Annotated in this window: 9 protein-coding genes; 1 reads left to right on the plus strand and 8 read right to left on the minus strand. The window is 63.8% G+C overall.

Annotation, left to right across the window (positions count from 1 at the left end; genetic code table 11):
• Nucleotides 1–58: 58 nt before the first annotated feature.
• Together KOL99_RS13710 and KOL99_RS13715 are read right to left on the minus strand one after the other, a co-directional pair.
• On the minus strand, nt 59–2,425 hold the full coding sequence (locus tag KOL99_RS13710; protein ID WP_216511013.1) for a 3-hydroxyacyl-CoA dehydrogenase/enoyl-CoA hydratase family protein: 2,367 nt from the start codon (nt 2,423–2,425) through the stop codon (nt 59–61).
• 26 nt (nt 2,426–2,451) lie between these two features.
• Nucleotides 2,452–4,263: an AMP-dependent synthetase/ligase gene (locus KOL99_RS13715; protein WP_216511014.1), complete on the minus strand. Its 1,812-nt coding sequence runs from the start codon at nt 4,261–4,263 to the stop codon at nt 2,452–2,454.
• Nucleotides 4,264–4,581: 318 nt separating this feature from the next.
• On the opposite strand from KOL99_RS13715, the gene KOL99_RS13720 reads away from it, so the two are divergent.
• Nucleotides 4,582–4,887, plus strand: coding sequence for a hypothetical protein (locus KOL99_RS13720; protein WP_328760354.1), 306 nt, complete (start codon nt 4,582–4,584; stop codon nt 4,885–4,887).
• 4 nt (nt 4,888–4,891) lie between these two features.
• Here KOL99_RS13720 and KOL99_RS13725 read toward each other — a convergent pair whose 3' ends face one another.
• The 6 genes from KOL99_RS13725 to KOL99_RS13750 form a co-directional block, all read right to left on the minus strand.
• Nucleotides 4,892–7,006, minus strand: a complete 2,115-nt coding sequence (locus KOL99_RS13725) for an EAL domain-containing protein (RefSeq protein ID WP_216511015.1) — start codon at nt 7,004–7,006, stop codon at nt 4,892–4,894.
• A 3-nt stretch (nt 7,007–7,009) separates the two neighbouring features.
• Entirely contained in the window at nt 7,010–10,513 is a 3,504-nt protein-coding gene (locus KOL99_RS13730; protein WP_216511016.1) for a PAS domain-containing sensor histidine kinase, read from the minus strand.
• A gap of 16 nt (nt 10,514–10,529) precedes the next feature.
• Nucleotides 10,530–12,113: a sensor histidine kinase gene (locus KOL99_RS13735; protein WP_216511017.1), complete on the minus strand. Its 1,584-nt coding sequence runs from the start codon at nt 12,111–12,113 to the stop codon at nt 10,530–10,532.
• A complete protein-coding gene (locus KOL99_RS13740; RefSeq protein WP_216511018.1) occupies nt 12,110–12,508 on the minus strand; it encodes a response regulator in 399 nt (132 codons plus the stop codon). The genes KOL99_RS13735 and KOL99_RS13740 overlap by 4 nt, the downstream gene beginning before the upstream one ends.
• 155 nt (nt 12,509–12,663) lie before the next feature.
• On the minus strand, nt 12,664–14,937 hold the full coding sequence (locus tag KOL99_RS13745) for a GAF domain-containing sensor histidine kinase (protein WP_216511019.1): 2,274 nt from the start codon (nt 14,935–14,937) through the stop codon (nt 12,664–12,666).
• 18 nt (nt 14,938–14,955) lie between these two features.
• On the minus strand, nt 14,956–16,998 hold the full coding sequence (locus tag KOL99_RS13750; RefSeq protein WP_216511020.1) for a pilus assembly protein PilZ: 2,043 nt from the start codon (nt 16,996–16,998) through the stop codon (nt 14,956–14,958).
• Nucleotides 16,999–17,060 lie beyond the last annotated feature (62 nt).

The raw sequence follows: 17,060 nt of genomic DNA on the forward strand, positions 1-17,060 counted from the left end.
CGGTTCCCCCCTCCCCGCCTCCCGCGCCCCTCCTGGGGAGGGAGATAGTGAACCGGAATCAGTTCCTGAGTGGTCGCCCTTTTTTCAGCATGTGCTGGACGCGCTCCTGGGTCTTCTTTTGGCCGCAGAACTTGAGGAAGGTTTCGCGTTCCAGGTCCAGCAGGTACTCCTCGCTGATGATGGTCCCGGCCGGCACGTCGCCGCCGGTGATGACGTCGGCGATCCCCGCGGCGAGGTAGTGGTCATAGGCCGAGATGAAGCCTCCCTGCTCGAGATTCCACAGCTGGGTCTTGATGCTGGCGGCGATGCCGCGTCCCGGGGCCTTAACCGCCACCTCGGCCCTGCCGGGGCGGTAGTTCGCGGCGAGGGAGAGCGCCTTTTGCTTGGCGTCGTGGATGCGGCGGTCAAGGGCCAGGGTGATGCCGTCGCCGGGGCGCATGAGCCCCATGGCCATCAACTCGGTGGCGGAGCCGCTCACCTTGGCCATGGCGATGTTCTGGTAGTTCTTGACGAGGAACGGGGTGACATCGGCGCCGTTGGCCTCGGCGAGGCGGATGGCCCTGAGCGCCATCTCCTTGGTGCCGCCGCCGGCCGGGATGAGCCCCACCCCGATCTCCACGAGCCCCATGTAGGTCTCGGCGTGGGCGTTGATGGCATCGGCGTGCAGGCAGGTCTCGCACCCTCCCCCCATCACCAGGCTGTGCGGCGCCGCGACCACGGGGATCCGGGAGTACTTGATGGCCATCATGGCGCGCTGGAACGATTTCACGGTGAGGTTCAGGTCGTCCCACGCCCCCTCGGCGCAGGCCATGGCGATCAGCATCAGGTTGGCCCCGGCCGAGAAAAGGCTCCCCTCGTTGGCGATAACCATGCCGAGACCGTCGGATTCGCTTCTTCTTAGCCCCTTCTGGATCATGCTCAGGGTGTCGCCGCCGATGGTGTTCATCTTGGAGTGGAACTCCAGGCAGAAGATGCCGTCGCCGATGTCGATGAGCGAGGCCGCCGCGTTTTGCTCCACCACCCCCCCCGCGCTTTTCAAAAGGGTGAGCGAGACCTGGCCGCGGGTGAGCGGCACCTCGCGGTACTTGCGGTCCGCGATGCTGTAGTAGTACCGCTTCCCCTGCTCCACCCGGTAGAAGGTGTCCACTTCGCGCAACAGTTGCGGCACGGCCACGCCGTCGCGGTCGGCGCGGGCCACGAACGAGGCGACGCCCAGGGCGTCCAGGATTTCGAAGGGGCCGAGGTCCCAGTTGTACCCCCACTTCATGGCATTATCGACGTTGACCACGTCCTCCGCGATCTCGGGAAGGCGCTTGGCGGTGTAGATCAGGGTGTCGCGCAGCGTCCGCCAGGCGAACTCGGCGGCCTGGTCGTTGCCGGAAACGAGGGCCTTCACCCGGGCGCCCGGGTCGTCGATCTGCTTCGCCGCCACGACCGAGCCGAACTTGGGGGAGACGCACTCGCGGTAGGCGCCGCTCTCCGGGTCGTAGCAGAGCTTGACGCTGGCGCCCCCCACCATCTCCCGTTTGAAGAAGCCTCCCTTCCCTTTCTTGCCGGTAAGCCCCTCGGCGACCATGCGGCGCGTGCTCTCCGGGACCCGGAACAGGTCACGCTCGTCGTCGCCGGTGAGCAGCTGGTAGCTGTTGTCCATGACCCGCACCACCGTGTCGATCCCGACCAGGTCCCAAAGGGCGAAGGTGGCGGTCTTGGGGCGGGCCATGGCCTGCCCGGTGACGGCATCGGCCTCTTCCACGGTGAGCCCCATCTCCGTCATGTGCTTCCAGGTGGCGGCGCCGGCGTAGGTGCCGATGCGGTTGGCGATGAAGTTGGGGGTGTCCTTGGCGAACACCACCCCCTTGCCCAGCCGTTTGTCCATGAAGGATGCCATGCCGCGCAGCAGGTCCGGATCGGTCTCGCCGCAGGGGACCATCTCCATGAGGCGCATGTAGCGAGGCGGGTTGAAGAAGTGGGTCACCATGAAGCGGCGCCGTAGCTCAGCCGGCAGCGCCTGCGCCAGTTCGTTCACCGACAGGCCGCTGGTGTTGCTGGAGAGGATGGCGCCCTCCTTGAGGTTGGGTATCACCTTCTCCTGGAAGAGGCGTTTCTTTACCTCGAGATTTTCCAGCACCACCTCGATGACCCAGTCGCACTCCTTGAGCCGGTGGCTGTCATCCTCGAAGTTGCCGGTCTGGATCCAGGCGGCGTACTCGGGAGCGTAGAGCGCGGCGGGCTTGCTCTTCGCGAGCGCCGCCACCGCCCGGTCGGCGACCAGGTTGCGCTGCGCCTTTTCCGGGGGCGATCCCGGCGGTTGCTCCGGCACCAGGTCGAGCAGCAGCACCTCTATACCCGCGTTGGCAAGATGGGCGGCGATGGCCGCTCCCATGACGCCGGCACCCAAAACGGCAACCTTGTTCATCTGTCTCATCACATCCTCCGGCTCATCGCGCGGCCTCAGTTCTCCGCGACGGTATACATCCGCTCTATTCTATCCTTATAACGTTCAGAAATCACCCGCCTTTTCACCTTGAGGGTCGGGGTCAGCTCGCCCGCCTCCAGCGTGAAATCGCGCGGCAGCAGCACGAAATCCTTAATGGTCTCGTAATGGGCCAGTTCCGCGTTGACGGCCTCGATCCGCTGCCGGTACAGCTCACGGACGGGCTCATGCACCACCAGGTCCTCCAGGTCGGTGTAGGCGATCCGTTTCTCCTGGGCGAACTCCAGGAGCTTCTCCAGGGTCGGCACCAGCAGCGCGGTCAGGTAGGGTCGTCTGTCTCCGTAGACGTAGGCCTGGGAGATGTACTTGTCCCGCTTCAGCAGGTTCTCGATGGGCTGGGGGGCGATGTTCTTGCCGCCGGCAGTGATGATCAGGTCCTTCTTCCGGTCGGTGATCACCACGAAGGGCCCCTCGAAATGTCCGATGTCGCCGGTGCGCAGCCACCCGTCGCTGAGGACTTCCCGGGTTGCGGCCTCGTCCTTGTAGTAGCCGAGCATCACCTGCGGGCCGCGTACCAGCAGTTCGCCGTCATCGTCCACGCGGAACTCGGTCTGTTCCAGCGGCGTCCCCACGCTGCCGAAGCGGAGTTGGTCGAAGGTGTTGTTGCAAAGGACGGGGCTGGTCTCGGTGAGCCCGTACCCCTCCAGGATGGGGACACCGATGCTCCAGAAGAATTCGTTGATCTCCCGGTCCAGTGGAGCGCCGCCGCTGGAGCAGAACTTGAGGTTGTTGCCGAAACGCTGCCGCAGCTTGCTGAAGACCAGGCGGTCGACCACGGCGTACCGAAGTGCCAGCCACAACGGCACCTTCTTGTCGATGTACCTCGCGTAGACGTAGCTCCGCCCGATGGCGAGGACCGACCTGAACAGCTTCCTCTTGTACAGGGAAAGCTGGTGCACGTGCTCGTAGATGCGCGAGTGGATCTTCTCGAAGAGCCTGGGGACGCTCACCATGATGGTCGGCTGGATCTCCAGCATGTTCTCCGCGATTTTCTCGATGCTGTCCGCGAAGGCGATCATCGCCCCCTGGGCGACGGGCAGGTAGTAGCCGGTGCACCGCTCCAGCACGTGGCTTAGCGGCAGGAAGCTCAGGAAAACCTCGCCCTCGTCCAGCACCGCCGCCTTCTTCATGGTCGCGAAGACGTCGAAGAGCATGTTGCGGTGCGAGAGCATCACCCCCTTGGGGGTCCCCGTCGTTCCCGAGGTGTAGATGATGGTCATCAGCGACTCGGGCTCGATGGCGTCGATGCCGGCGGAAAGCTCCTCGCGCTCCTGATCGCTGATCGGGTCGTCGATCTCGGAGAGCTGGTAGAACGTGGTGAGCGGCAGCGATGGCTCCCCGAGGAAGCGCTCGAAGGAGACCACCAGCTGCACCATGGGTATGGCGTCCTTGACCTTGACGAGCTTGCGGTACTGCGACTTTCCGGAGATGAAGACGATGCGCGCGTCGCTGTGGTTCAAGGTGTATTCGATCTGTTCGGGGGTGTTGGTGGGATAGACCGGGACGGTTACCGCACCGGCGCAGAGGATCCCCATGTCGGCGATGATCCAGCCGGCGCGGTTTTCGGAAAGGATGGCCACCTTGTCGCCCGGCCTGATGCCGAGCTTGCGCAGGCCGCGCGCCACCATGAGGGCGCGATTGTAGAACTGGGAGTAGCTCAGCGTGACCCAGTTCCCCTGCTTTCTGAACTTCACCGCCAACTTCGCATCGAGCCGGGTCGCTTGGTGTCGCAGCAGGTCTGGTATTGAACGAAATGGCACCTTTTCCACAACAAGCTCCAATCACAACAGGAAACTGAGTGTCTCTGTAATTAAAAGATAGAGGATGCCAAGGATATTACAAGAGTAATGAAACTCAATAACGAAAAAAAGAATAGCACTGGCCATGCAAACCCCTTCATAGAGAGATGCGGCACTTGATCAAGTAAAAGTTTGACACGGGTGGAGCTGGCCAATATTATCCGGTTGCCTGAGTTGCTCAACCACCTGCCATATAACGTCAAGATTCAGAGCCGCAACATTCATCCCTGTTGAAGTTCTTTAGGATGAGCAGTCAGTTAAAAACAACTGTCATGCAAGGAGTTAGCTGTGATTGAAGCCATGATATCGGAAATGGAAGCCGCTTTTCGCGAGGGGATCTTCGACAAGGAGACGGTCTTTCGGTTTCACCTTGACCAGGACACCGTCACCATCGTCGTCGGTTCCGCTGGCTACCGCGTGGTGAAGGGGGCGACTCCGGAACCGGTCGACTGTGAGTGCGGCACCAGCGCCGAGATGTTCAGAAAGATCTGGTACGACGGTTACCGTCCCGGGATCATGGATTTCCTTGGGGGCGCGATCCGGTGCAACAACCCGTTGCTGCTGCCCGGGTTCCTGAAGGCCTTCGGTCGCTAGGCACCTAAAACTGCGGCGTGTCCAGCGCCATCGACCGGGCCAGCATCTCCTCGAAATCCGGTGCGGGTAACGGCCGGCCGATCAGGTCGCCCTGCACCTCGTCGCAGCCGTAGTCCTGCATGAGCGACAGTTGCTCAGGCCGTTCCACGCCGACCGCGTTCACCGTAAGCTTCAGGCTGTGGGACATGCAGATCATGGCGGAGACCACGTCCAGGTTGTCGGGGTTCTCAAGGTGGGTGATGAAACTGCGATCGATCTTCAGTTTGGCGATGGGAAGCTGCCGGATCCGCTGCAGTGACGAGGAGCCGACGCCGAAATCGTCGACACAGAAGGCGACCCCCGCTTCGGTAAGGCGCAGCATGTTCTGCCGCGACGACGGGCCGTTCTCCATGATGGCCCGCTCGGGTATGTCGATCTGCAGGGTTCCGGCGCCGAGGCCGGTCTGCGAGAGGGCGGTCAGGGTCTGTTCGAGAACATGGGGCTGGTGGAACTCGCGGTTGGAGAGGTTGACCGCCAGCGACAGGTCGAACCCCATCTCCTGCCACCGTTTCATCTGGGCGCAGGCATGGTGGATCACCCACTCCCCGATCGGCACTATCACGCCGCTCTCCTCGGCGATGGTGATGAACTGCTCCGGAAGGAGCAGGCCCCGGTCCGGGTGGTGCCAGCGCAAAAGTGCCTCGGCGGCGATGATGCGCCGGTTGCCGAGGCTCAACAGCGGCTGGTAGAGGAGCTGCAACTCTCCCCTGGAGACGGCCTGGCGCAACTGCCGCTCGAGGTTCTGGCGGTTCAGCGTGCGCGCGTTGATCTCGGCGTTGTAGAACTGGTAGCTGTTGCCGAGGTTCTGCTTGGCCGTGTACATGGCACTGTCCGCCTTTTGCAGCAGCTCGTCGCAGCTGTCGCCGTCGGCGGGAAACATGCTGATGCCGACGCTCGTCCCCACCTTCACCTCTATCCCTTCCAGCCGGAACGGCGCCTGGAAGACCCCCATGATCTTGTTGACCACGGTCCCCACGTCGTCCGCCTGCGCAAGGTCCGGCATGAGCACGTTGAACTCGTCGCCGCCGATGCGCGCCACCGTGTCGGATTCGCGCACGCAGCCCTTCAGCCTCTGGGCCACCGACTGTAGCAGCAGGTCTCCGGCAGGGTGCCCCAAGGTGTCGTTGATCTGCTTGAAATGGTCAAGGTCCAGGAAGAGCACGGCCAGGTTCTTCCGATTGCGGCGCGCCTGCGCCAGTTCCAGGGCCAGGAAGTCCAAAAAGAGCTTCCGGTTGGGAAGATCGGTCAAGGGGTCGTGCTGCGCCTGGTGCTTTATCACCTGTTCCAGCCGCTTGCGCTCGCTGATGTCCTTGAACAGGGTGAGCAGGAAGACGCTCCCGTCCATCTCGATGCTGTCGGCCGACACCAACCCCTCCAGTTCCTGCCCCGATTTCCCCTTGATGCGCACCTCGAGGTCGCGCACCGCCCCCTTCTCGGACAACTCCAGCAGCATCGCCCCGAACTGCCCCTCGTCGAGCCAGAGGCCGAGCTCCTGGCTGCTGCGGCCGATCACCTCTTCGCGGTCGAATCCGAGCACCCTCAGGAAAGCCTCGTTCACCTCGACCAGTTTGCCGTCGGTGAGGCTCGCGATGCTCAAGAGGTCGGGGGTGGCCTGGAAGATGGTGGAGAAGCGCCGCTCCGAGGCGCGCAGGGCTGCCACCTGCTGGGCCACCAGCCGCCTCAGGGTCAGTTTCTCCCCGACCCGGTCCAGCACCCGGAACAGTTCTGGGTAGTTGACCGGCTTGAGGACGTAGTGGTCCATGCCGATCTCGATGGCGTTCATGAGGTAGCTGGTCTCGCTGTGCGCGGTGACCGCCACAATGGTGGCGTCGGGATTGAGCTCCTTGATCTCGCGGGCCATGGCGATGCCGTTCATCTGCGGCATGTTGATGTCCGTCACCACCACGTCCGGCTGGTAGTGGCGGTACAGATCGAGCCCGGCCCTGCCGTCGTCAGCCGCATAAATCTTGATCCCCGGGTAGTTGAGGGCGATCATCCTGGCGAGCATCTCGCGCGCCTCGATCTCGTCCTCGACAAGGAGCAGGGAGACCTCCTTGAAGCGTTGACTGGGCTGTTCCATCGGTCACACCTCTATGCAGAAACGGGCGCCCCTTTCGGTGTTGCAGACCGTGAGCGCCCCCTGCATGTTCTTTTCAATGATGGTCTTGGACATGAACAGGCCGATGCCGGTGCCCTTGTCAGGCCCCTTGGTGGTGAAGTATGGGTCGAAGACCTTCTCGACGATGTCGGCGGGAATCCCCCCGGCGTTGTCCTCGATGGTGAGGAACGTTTTGCCGCCTCGCCATCCCAGCCGGATCACGATCCTTGGATCGGCAACCTTGCGTTCCAGCAGGGCGTCCTTGGCGTTCATCAGGATGTTGACCAGTACCTGTGAGTATTCGTTGGGGGAGCCGAAGATCTCCGCCTCCGGGTCGGCTTCCACGTCGAAGGCGATCTTGGCGGCGGCGAAGGCCGCCTGAAGGATGGCCAGGGTCTGCTCCAGGATGGTCGCGGCCTTGAATCTCTGCTTCTCCTTCTCGGGGCCGAAGAAGTTGCGGAAACCGTCGATGGTCCTTGACATGTAGTTGATCACCTGCATGGCCCGGCACACGCTGTTGTCCAGGTACTGCTTGGTGAACATCCCCTGTTCGTAGAAACTGGGGAGTTCCTGGACGATGAGTCCCAGCGTGTTCAACGGCTGGCGCCACTGGTGCGCAATGTTGCCGATCATCTCGCCCATCGCCGCCAGGCGCCCCTGGCGGATCAGCAGCTGTTCCTGGCGGCGCAGCTCCTCCACGGCCCGCAGCCGCTCGGTCATCTCCTCCCGCAACGCCTCTTGCGCCAAAACGATGTCGGTCACGTTGAGGCAGGCGCCCACCAGCCTCATCGGTGTCCCATAGTCGTCATAGGAAACCCGGGCCCGCATGCTGAGCCAGCGCAGCTTGCCGTCGGGGGCGGTGGAACGGTACTCGGCGCTGTAGAGCCCGGCGCCGTTGGTGCTGCGGGCGTCCTTGACGATCAGCTCCAGCCGCTCGCGGTCCTCGGGATGCACCATGCGCAGCACGGTATCGAGGTCCACCTCGGCTTCGGGGGCGATGCCGTAGTGCAGTTTCGCGATGGAGGACCAGTCCCCCTTGCCGGTCTGCAGGCTGACGTCGAAGATGCCCAGGCCGGTGGTCTCCACCGCGAGCTTGAGTCTCGCTTCGCTCTCCTTGAGCGCCTGCTCGGCCCGCTTCAAATCGGTGAGGTCGACGGCGAATCCGATCCCCTCCGCGGCCGACTCCGCCATGCGGGCGATGGCGGTGAGCGCCGCGACCCGCTCGTTGGTCTTGCGCCTGACGAAGACCTTTTCGTAGGTCCGGCTGATACCGCGCGTGATGGTTTCCTCCATCGCCGCCCGGTCCTTCGCGTACTCCTCGGGGGGGGTGACGTCGGCGAGGCTCAGGGTCCCGCCGCGGCACTCCGTTTCGCTGTAGCCGACCAGCTCGCAGTAGGCGTTGTTGGCGTCGGTGATGAAGCCGTCGCGGGTCCAGAAGAAGATCGCCACCAGGCTCGACTCGTACAGCCAGCGGAACCTGGTCTCGCTGGCGCGCAGTTTTTCCTGGGTTTCCCGCAGGTCGTTGATGTCGGTCGCCGTCCCGTACCATTTCACCACCCTCCCCTCATCGTCCAGCTGTGGCGTGGCGCGGGTCAAGTGCCAGCGGTAACCCTCGTCGCGATACCTGATGCGCTGCTCGATCTGGTAGGTCTCCCCCGTCTCCACCGCGTGGCGCCACACCTGCGCGGTACGTTCCCGGTCCTCGGGGTGGATGAGGTTGCCTATCAGCAGATCGGGATCGCCGGAGGTCTGTGCCAGGATGCAGCGCCGCACCCCGGTGTAGTTCTCGAAATGGGCGTTGAGATAGTCCACCGTGCCGTTGGGGTTCGCGGTCCAGACGATTTGCGGCATCGAGTCGGCCAGGTTGCGGAAGCGCTGGGCCGACAGGCGCAGTTCCTCTTCGATGCCCTTGCGCAGGGTCACGTCGAAGATGACACCGATGAAGCGGCATGCCCCGTCCTCACACCAAAAGCGCCCCATCACGTTGACCCAGACCACCGCCTGGTCGTCCACCCGCACGATGCGGTGCTCCGATCGGAACAAGTCGTGCTCCTTGCAGGCGCGGTCGAACGCGGCCAGCACCTGGTCCTTGTCGGCGGGATGGATCAGGTCCTGCCACATGGAGATGGTCGCCTCTCCGTTTTGTTCCGGCGGTGTCGGGTACCCCACCAGCAGGTAGTGGCGTCGCGACCAGATCCCCTTCCCGCTGGCGACGTCGATGTCGCAAGAGCCCATTTCGGCCGCGTCCAGCGCGAGCTTCAACCGCTCCTCGCTTTCAAGGAGGGCTTTGGCGGCGCTTCTGCTTTCGGTGATATCGGAGAAGGCGGCCAGCCCCGAGATGACTTCCCCGGAGATGTCGCGCAGCGGGGTGGCGTTGACGTTTATGAAGCCGCGGGTCCCATCGCCGCGCAGGATCTGGTACTCCTCGGCGAAGACGGTTTCGCCGCGCTCGATGGCGCGGATCAGGGGGTATCTCTCGGTGGGAAGCGGCCTGCCGTCCAGGGTGTACATCTTCCATCGGCCAAAATCCGCTGCGTTGACCACCTCCCCCTCGTCCTCCCGGAAGATGACCCGCGTCAGCTCATTCTGGTAGACCACCCTCCCCGATTGCGCCTCGGCGATCACCACGCCCACCGGGAGCTGCTCGACCACCGCCTCGAAGCGCGACTGCTGGAAGGCGAGCTCCTTCAGGATGGTTTCGCGCTCGGCCTGGGCCGCCTTGCGCTGCGACACGTCGCGGGCGATGGTCTGGATGGCGGGACTGCCCTGGTAGTCGATCCTGGTCGAGGAGCTCTCCATGAAGAGCTCGCCGCCGTCCAGGCGCAGCAATCTGAACTCGAGGGTGCTGGGGGCCGTTTCCTCCATGACCGCAGCGACGCTCCGCCGCATCGCCTGGCGGTCATCGGGGTGTACCAGGTCAAGGAAGGTGCGTTCCTGCAGCTGCGCGAGGGTGCAGGCGCCGTAGGTCCCGAGGGCCGCGCAGTTCGCGTAGAGAAAGGCTCCGTCCCGATGCACCAGCACGGCGTCTGGCGCCATCTCGATCAGCGCGCGGTAGTAGCGCTCGCTCTCGCGCAAAAGCCGCTCCTTATGGAGCTGTTCCGCGTTTTCCCTGGCGATGATGGATATGCCGGTGAGGCCCCCTTGGTGGTCGAAGATGGGGGACAGGGTGAGGGAAACCTGGACCTCGCGCCCCCCCTTGGCCAGGCGCACCGTTTCCAGGTTGCGTATCTTCTCCCCGCGCAGCACCTTCGCGGTGATCTGGTCCAGTTCCTCGAGGCGGTCCTCGGGCACCAGCATCCTGATGTTGCGCCCGACGGTCTCCTCGGCGTCGTACCCGTAGAGGGCCTCCGCCGCCTGGTTCCAGCTGGTGATGATGCCGTCGGGAGTCTTGCTGAGGATGGCGTCGTTGGAGGAGTCGACGATGGCCGCCAGATGCGCCATGGCGTCTTCCTTGTTCGCTGCCTGTATCGCCCCGGGTTTTCGTGTCATGACGCCTCGCAACGGCTCACGCCTCCTTGAGGTAGCTCCCCGACTCGGGGTTGGGCTCCAGCGTGAAGTAGAAGGCCGCCCCCCGACCCACCTCCCCTTCCGCCCACATGCGCCCGCCATGCCTGAGCACGATGCTGTGCGCGGTGGCGAGCCCGATCCCGGTTCCGGTCCCGAATTCGCCCGGGGCGTGGATGGTCTGAAACGGTTTGAAGAGCTTTGGGGCGTACTTCATGTTGAACCCCGCCCCGTTGTCGCGCACGAAATAGGTCCTCACCCCCTCCTGGTCGTTCCAGCCGAATTCGATGCGCGCCCGATCCGTCTTCGAGGTGAATTTCCACGCATTATCGAGGAGGTGCCCGAGCGCCTTGCCCAGGAGCTCCGGGTCCCCCTTGACCCGCGCCCCCTCCGCGATCACGAATTCGACCCTGCGCTTGGGCTCTGAGTGGGCGAGACGTTGCGAAATGCCGCGGGCGAGCGCGCTCAGGTCGGTGTCGCTGATGGTCAGGGCGCAGCGCGCCAGGTGGGTGAGGCTGTTGAAGGCATCCATGATCTGCTTGATCTGCTGCACCACGTTGGCGGAGCGCTCGGCGTACTGGCGGCAATTGGCATGGCCGCAGCCGCCGCAGTCCTCCAAGAGGGCGGTGCAGAATCCCTCCAGGCGCGCCACGGGCGCCCTGAGGTCGTGGGAGACGAAGTAACTGAAATTCTCAAGCTCGCTCACCGTGGCCTGCAACAGGGAGGTGCGCTGCGATACCCGCCGCTCCAGCCCCTCGGTGAGCGAACGGACCTGCAGTTCCGCCTGCTTAAGCTCGGTGACGTCGTGACAGGTCCCGATCACCCCGGTGGTTCCCGCCTGCTCCCGGACCGCCTCGACCTCAAGGCGCACGATGCGCAGGGCACCGTCCGGGCGGAGCACCCGGACAAACGTGTGGTCGGGTTGACGGTCCGGGTCCAGCGCCCTTGCCAGCGAGCTTGCCACCCCGGCGCGGTCCTCCGGGTGGAACCGCTCCAGGAACGCCTGGTACGAAGCGGGGATGGAGCCGGGTTCCAGGCCGCAGATGCGGTACATCTCGTCGGACCAGTCCATTATCTCCGCGTCCAGGTCCCGCTGCCAGCTCCCCAGGCGCGCGATGCGCTGGGCGGCGGCGAGCTGGCGCTCGCTCTGGGCCAGGCGCCGGTGCTGCGCGCTCACCAGGCGCTTCAGCTCGATCTGCTCCAGGACCTTGTCCAGCACCGCGAAGAGTTCCTGGTAGTTGAGCGGCTTGAGGACGTAGTGATGCACGCCGATTTCGATGGCGCTCAAGAGGTAGGAGGTGTCGCTGTGGGCGGTGACGGCGATGATGAGGACTTCGGGGTTGATCGTTTTGATCTCGCGGGACATCCTGATGCCGTCCATGACCGGCATGTTGATGTCGGTCATCACGATCTCCGGGGTGCGTTGCCGGTACAGTTCCAGCGCCTGCAGCCCGTTGTCCGCGCTGTAGAGCGTGAGGTTCGGGTAGTTCATGGCCAGCATCCGCGAGACCATCTGGCGGGCGTCCGCCTCGTCCTCGACGTAGAGCATGCTGATGCCTGCGCCCTCCCGGGCCTCGTCTCTCATTGAGCCCCCTCGTAGCGCGACAGGATCCCCTTGAGCCGGTCCACCGTCATCGGCTTGTAGATGTAATCCACCACGCCGAGTTGCCAGCACTGCTCCTGGTCGGTCTCGTTGTCCGACGAGGTGAGGATGGCGACGGCCAACTCGTGGAGCTTGTCGCTGGTTCTGATCCCCCGCAACAGGTCGAGGCCGCTGATCTTGGGGAGTTTCAGGTCCAGGAGCACCAACCTGATGTGGCGGTAGGTGTCGTCACGTTCCATGCGCCTGAGCAATTCGTCGGCCTCCTCCCCGTCCCGCGCGGTCAGGATCTCGTGGCCGCACGCCTTGCCGATGATGCGGCTGGCCAGGAAAAGGTCGTCCGGATTGTCTTCCACGAGCAGGATGTACGAGGGCGCCATGGCATACTCCGCGCCGCCGGCCGTGTGCCGTCGGCAAAAAAAAGCCGAGCGTTTCAACAGTTGCTGCGTCTGCTCGGCCGCCTGCCTGTGCCAGTGTTAAAACGTGTGACGTGGCACATTAACAATCGCTTATTCTAGCCTGCTCCACCACCTTGTCAATCGGCGCGGCGCCCGTGTGCCGCCTCGGCGGGCGCTGCGATCCTGAACTCCGCCCCGTCGGCGACGTTGCGCGCGGTGAGCGAGCCGGGAATGTTCTTCTCGATGATCACCTTGGACATGTACAGGCCGATGCCGGTGCCGCGCTCCGGCCCCCTGGTGGTGAAATAGGGATCGAAGATCTTCTCCATGATCGCCTCGGGGATTCCCCCGGCGTTATCCCGCACGGTGACCACCGAGCTTCCCCGCTCCTCGAACACCGCGACCCATATCTGCCGCTTCTCGATGTTGCGCTCGAGGAAGGCGTCCCTCGCGTTGAACAGGATGTTGAGTACCGCCTGGGAGAACTCGTTGGGATGGCCGGTGACCCACGGGTCGCCGCTGACCTTGAGGTCGACCGCTATCTGCAGGTGCCGGAAGCTCTCCTGGACCAGGGAGAGCGTCTTCTCGACCACCGCCGCGACCCGAAACGGTACCGCTTCCTTGTCCGGCTTGAAGAAGTTCCTGAAGTCGTCGATGGTCCTCGATGTGTGGCTCAAAAGTCTCATGAAACGGGCGACGCTCGCGCCCAGGTACTCGCGGGTGAGTTCTCCGCGGTCGAACATGATGGGCAGCTCCTGCACGATGAGTCCGAGTTCGTTGAGCGGCTGGCGCCACTGGTGCGCGATGTTGCTGATCATCTCACCCAGCGCCGCCAGGCGGCTTTGCTGCAGCAGCATCCGCTCCTTCTCGCCCAGTTCCTCCAGGGCCTGCAGCCTCTGAGCGGTCTCCTCCTCCAGTTCGAAGAGCGTCCGCGTCAGTTCCTCGTGCTGCAGCTCCACCTTGCGCCGGCTCTGCTCCAGGTCGGTGGTCCGTTGCGCCACCCGCTTTTCGAGCTCCTGCTTGGCCTGCTCCAGGGCGCCGATCAGTTGGCAGTTCCGGTAGCTGATACCGATGATGGAGGCTGTCCCCATGAGCAGGCTGACATCCCTTTCCACCAGGGGACGTTTGGTCTTCACGTTCTCCGCGGCGAGGACGCCCAGGGAGACCCCGTCGGACACGATGGGACAGCAGATGAAGGCCCTGGTGCCGTTTTTGAGGGCGCAGGCGAGGGTCCGCTGCCCGAGCGTCTCCTGTTCCCGTTCCAGGTCGTTGACCAGGAAGGGGCGTTGCTCCTTGAGGCAGGCGACGTAGACGTCGTCGTGCGCGCCGTCCTGGTTCAGCGGTAGTTCCAGACCGTTCAGGCAGCCGAGCTCCCCGGCGCCGTAGCCGTAGCTGGCGCGCAGCTGCAGCCGCACCTCGTCCCCGTTCACCAGGAAGATGGCGCCGCGGTCGTACTCGAGCCTGCGCTGCATGATGTCCGCCACGTCCATGAGCATCTCCTCGAGGCGGGTGAAGTTGCCCAGGCGCTGCCCGACCTCGTGGGTCAGCATGGCGTTGTTGTAGTTGAGATCGATCTGCTCAAGGAGATTTTCTATGGAGTGGTTGGTGCTGCTTAGCCCCTCCTTGATGGCCCTTTTCTCGCTCATCTCCGCCGCCAGCCAGACCACGAGAAACAGGCACAGCGAGCCGAGCAGGAACTCGACCGCGCCCTGCCCACGCAGGGCCATGATAAACGCGAGGTTCGCGGCGACCAGGACCGGCAGCATCAAGTTGCGGGCCTTCTTCAAGTAGGTGTAGGCGCTCTTCTCCCAGGTGACGATGTAACGGCAGACCGGGTCGCCCCGGAATACGCACTCCGGCTGCTGGATGGTGGGGAGGTGGCGAATTTCCGGGAAGTACTGCAGGTCGGTCAGCTTGTGGTTGAACATGAGCACGATCGCCTCGAAGAAGCCGATGCGGTTCTCGCACTGGTACTGCTTCTCAAGCCCCGCCTCGACGGGGGTGACGGTGATCTCGACCATGTTGGAGGCGAGCCGGCGTGAACGGTAGGTCGTGCTCCTGGTGAAGTTTGCGGTGGCCTTGCTGATGATGTCGAAGGTGCTGGAGGCGTCGACGAGCCCCAGGATGTACTGGCGCATGGCCCCGAGCACGTCGGGAGAGGCGGCGTAGCGTCCGGCCTCCCTGGCGATCCTGGGGTTGCCCGTCATCTGCAGCAGCCGCTCGTAGAAGCGGTCCACCTGGTCCTGCCGGAACCAGTGCGCCTGGTCGGCGACCTCGTACTCTTTCATCCCCGCGTACTCGAGCAATTCGTTGATGTCGACGTGGCTGTATTTGTGCTTCACCAGCAGGATGAAGGAGTTGATGATCCTGCTGTTGTACAGCGGCTTGTCGCGTAGGCGGGATTGGTCCATTCCGGCTCCGGGTCGGTGTCAGGGCGTTTTGCCGTGCCCCTTGAAAAGGGTGTCGCAGTACCGCAGGAAATGGTCGCTGTAGTGCATGTCGAGGGTCCACAAGAGGTAGTTCTTCTCGCGCGGCAGCCCCTTGCTTTCGGCGTAGGCGTGCGGGAAGGTAAGTACCGGCATCCCCTCCCCTTGGTAATGACTGCTCACCTGCCTTAGCGAGCGCTCGATCAGGGGCGCCGGCGTTTCATCATCGATCACGATGACCGTGACGCAGTTGGTGAGTTCGGCCATGTTGAAGCCTGCGTCGGTGCGGTTAACAAGGAAGAAGGCCTTCAGGCCGCCCCCCTTGCGCAGTGAGTAGAGGTAGAGCTCCTTGCGAAAGCCCAGGCGGCGGTATTCCTCGTTCAGTTCACAGTTTCCGGCTGTGCCGGGGTGAAGATCAAAGGCGTCCACCATGAGCCCGCCGGAGACATGCCGGTAAAAGCCGGCCAGTTCGGCGAGATCGAAGTCACCGCTATGCTCCAGCGTCCAAGGTTCCGGCCACGGCTGCTCCTCGCCCTCGGGGTGATAGTGGAAGTAGGCGAAGAGGTCGAGGGAACAGCTTTTCTGGTCGCCGTGGCGCTGGGCGAAACCGCCGAACACCCGGGCCGGGAACTTGTTGTCCGGCCGGTAGTAGCAAAAGACGTAGCGCAGGTGCGCGAATGGAAACGTCTCCAGCTCGTTCAGGTAGTGCCCCACCTGTTGCAGCACGGCCACCCCCGCCTTCACCGATGCCGACTTCCGCGCGGCGTGATGGTGGATGAGCCAGGAGTCCTGGTAGAGGCGGACCATGGCCAGGTGACCAAGGATGGCGCCCCGGTCCAGGTAGATGAAGTGCCGGGCGATGTGGGGGCTTTCGCTGTACAACCTGGCGTAGGTCTCCTTGATGCGCTCCTTGTTGGCCTGGAAGTGGGCGTACTTCCCGGGATAGATGAAGCCGGTCTGGAAGAAGAAATCCCACAGGTCGTCGAGGTCCACCTCGGTGCTGACGTAGGCGTTGCGGTCCGACGCCTGGTGCAGGATGGAGAGGAGCCTCACGTGGTCGTGGATCTCCATCTCGAGGATGGCGCAGCCGCAGCGCACGTTTCGCTCCCCGGTGCCGGTCCCGGTCACGTTGCGCGACAGCACCTGCGCCGTGCAGTCAAGGGTGAACCCTTGGGCGAAGCTGATCTTGAGCCCCGGGATGATCATGCCGGGCAGCAGCACGGATTCGCCTTCGTTCTCCTCGACCGAAAAGCCGGTACCGGAGATGTCCCCCATCTTCAGGTTCAACCTCTTGCCGATCAGCGGGTGGTTGAAAACCACGTTGGGGGACGGTACCAGCTCCTGGCGCGCGTTGCGGTAGGTCTTGGGCCTGAAGCGGCGGATGTTGTCCTGGTGTTGCTTCAAGACGAAGGAGCAGCGTCGCCTGGCCGGGTGCAGGGAGAGGATGTCGAAGCTTCCGGAGAAGATCAGCTCCTCCCCGCGCGACAGCCTCAGGTGCACCGGCTCCTCGGTGTTGATCCAGTTGAGGGCCTCGGGCCGCTCCCAGGTGCCGGCAACCCGGAGACTGACCGGTGTGAAATCAACCAGGTCGCAGTTGAAGAGCACGCCGTGCTGCAGCAGTTGCGCCGAGATGCCGCTGGCGGGGTGGCGCCGGATTTTCCGGGCCTGGAATTCGCGGCAGGCTGCGGGGAGCAACAGGGTGAGCCCCTTCTCGTCGATGGCGAGCAGTTCCGAATTCACCACCAGGTACTTCCTGCCGTCCGCGATGAGGAGGTAGTCGAAACGGTAGGTCTTCAGGATCTGACGGATGCTCTCCGGCTCGTCCCACCGGCATTCCAGCCGCTCTCCGGCGCATGGCTCGGGGCGGGCGCGGAGCATGATGGAGTCGTCGTAGACCAGGTGTCTCAGGCAGACCAGCACGGTCTGGTCCTGGAAGTTGACGTAGTTCAGGCGGTTCACCAGGTGACCGCGGCTGACGCTCTTGCCGGTCGCCGGGCTTTCGGCGTCGGATGGGACTGCGCGAAGTGTCGTTGCCGGGTCTCCCATGTCTCCCTCTCGGGGCGATTCTGGACGGTTCGTTGTCGGTGCGAGGCAACCTTGCCAATGGA

It is taken from the genome of Geomonas azotofigens, assembly GCF_018919395.1.
Lineage (GTDB): Bacteria > Desulfobacterota > Desulfuromonadia > Geobacterales > Geobacteraceae > Geomonas > Geomonas azotofigens.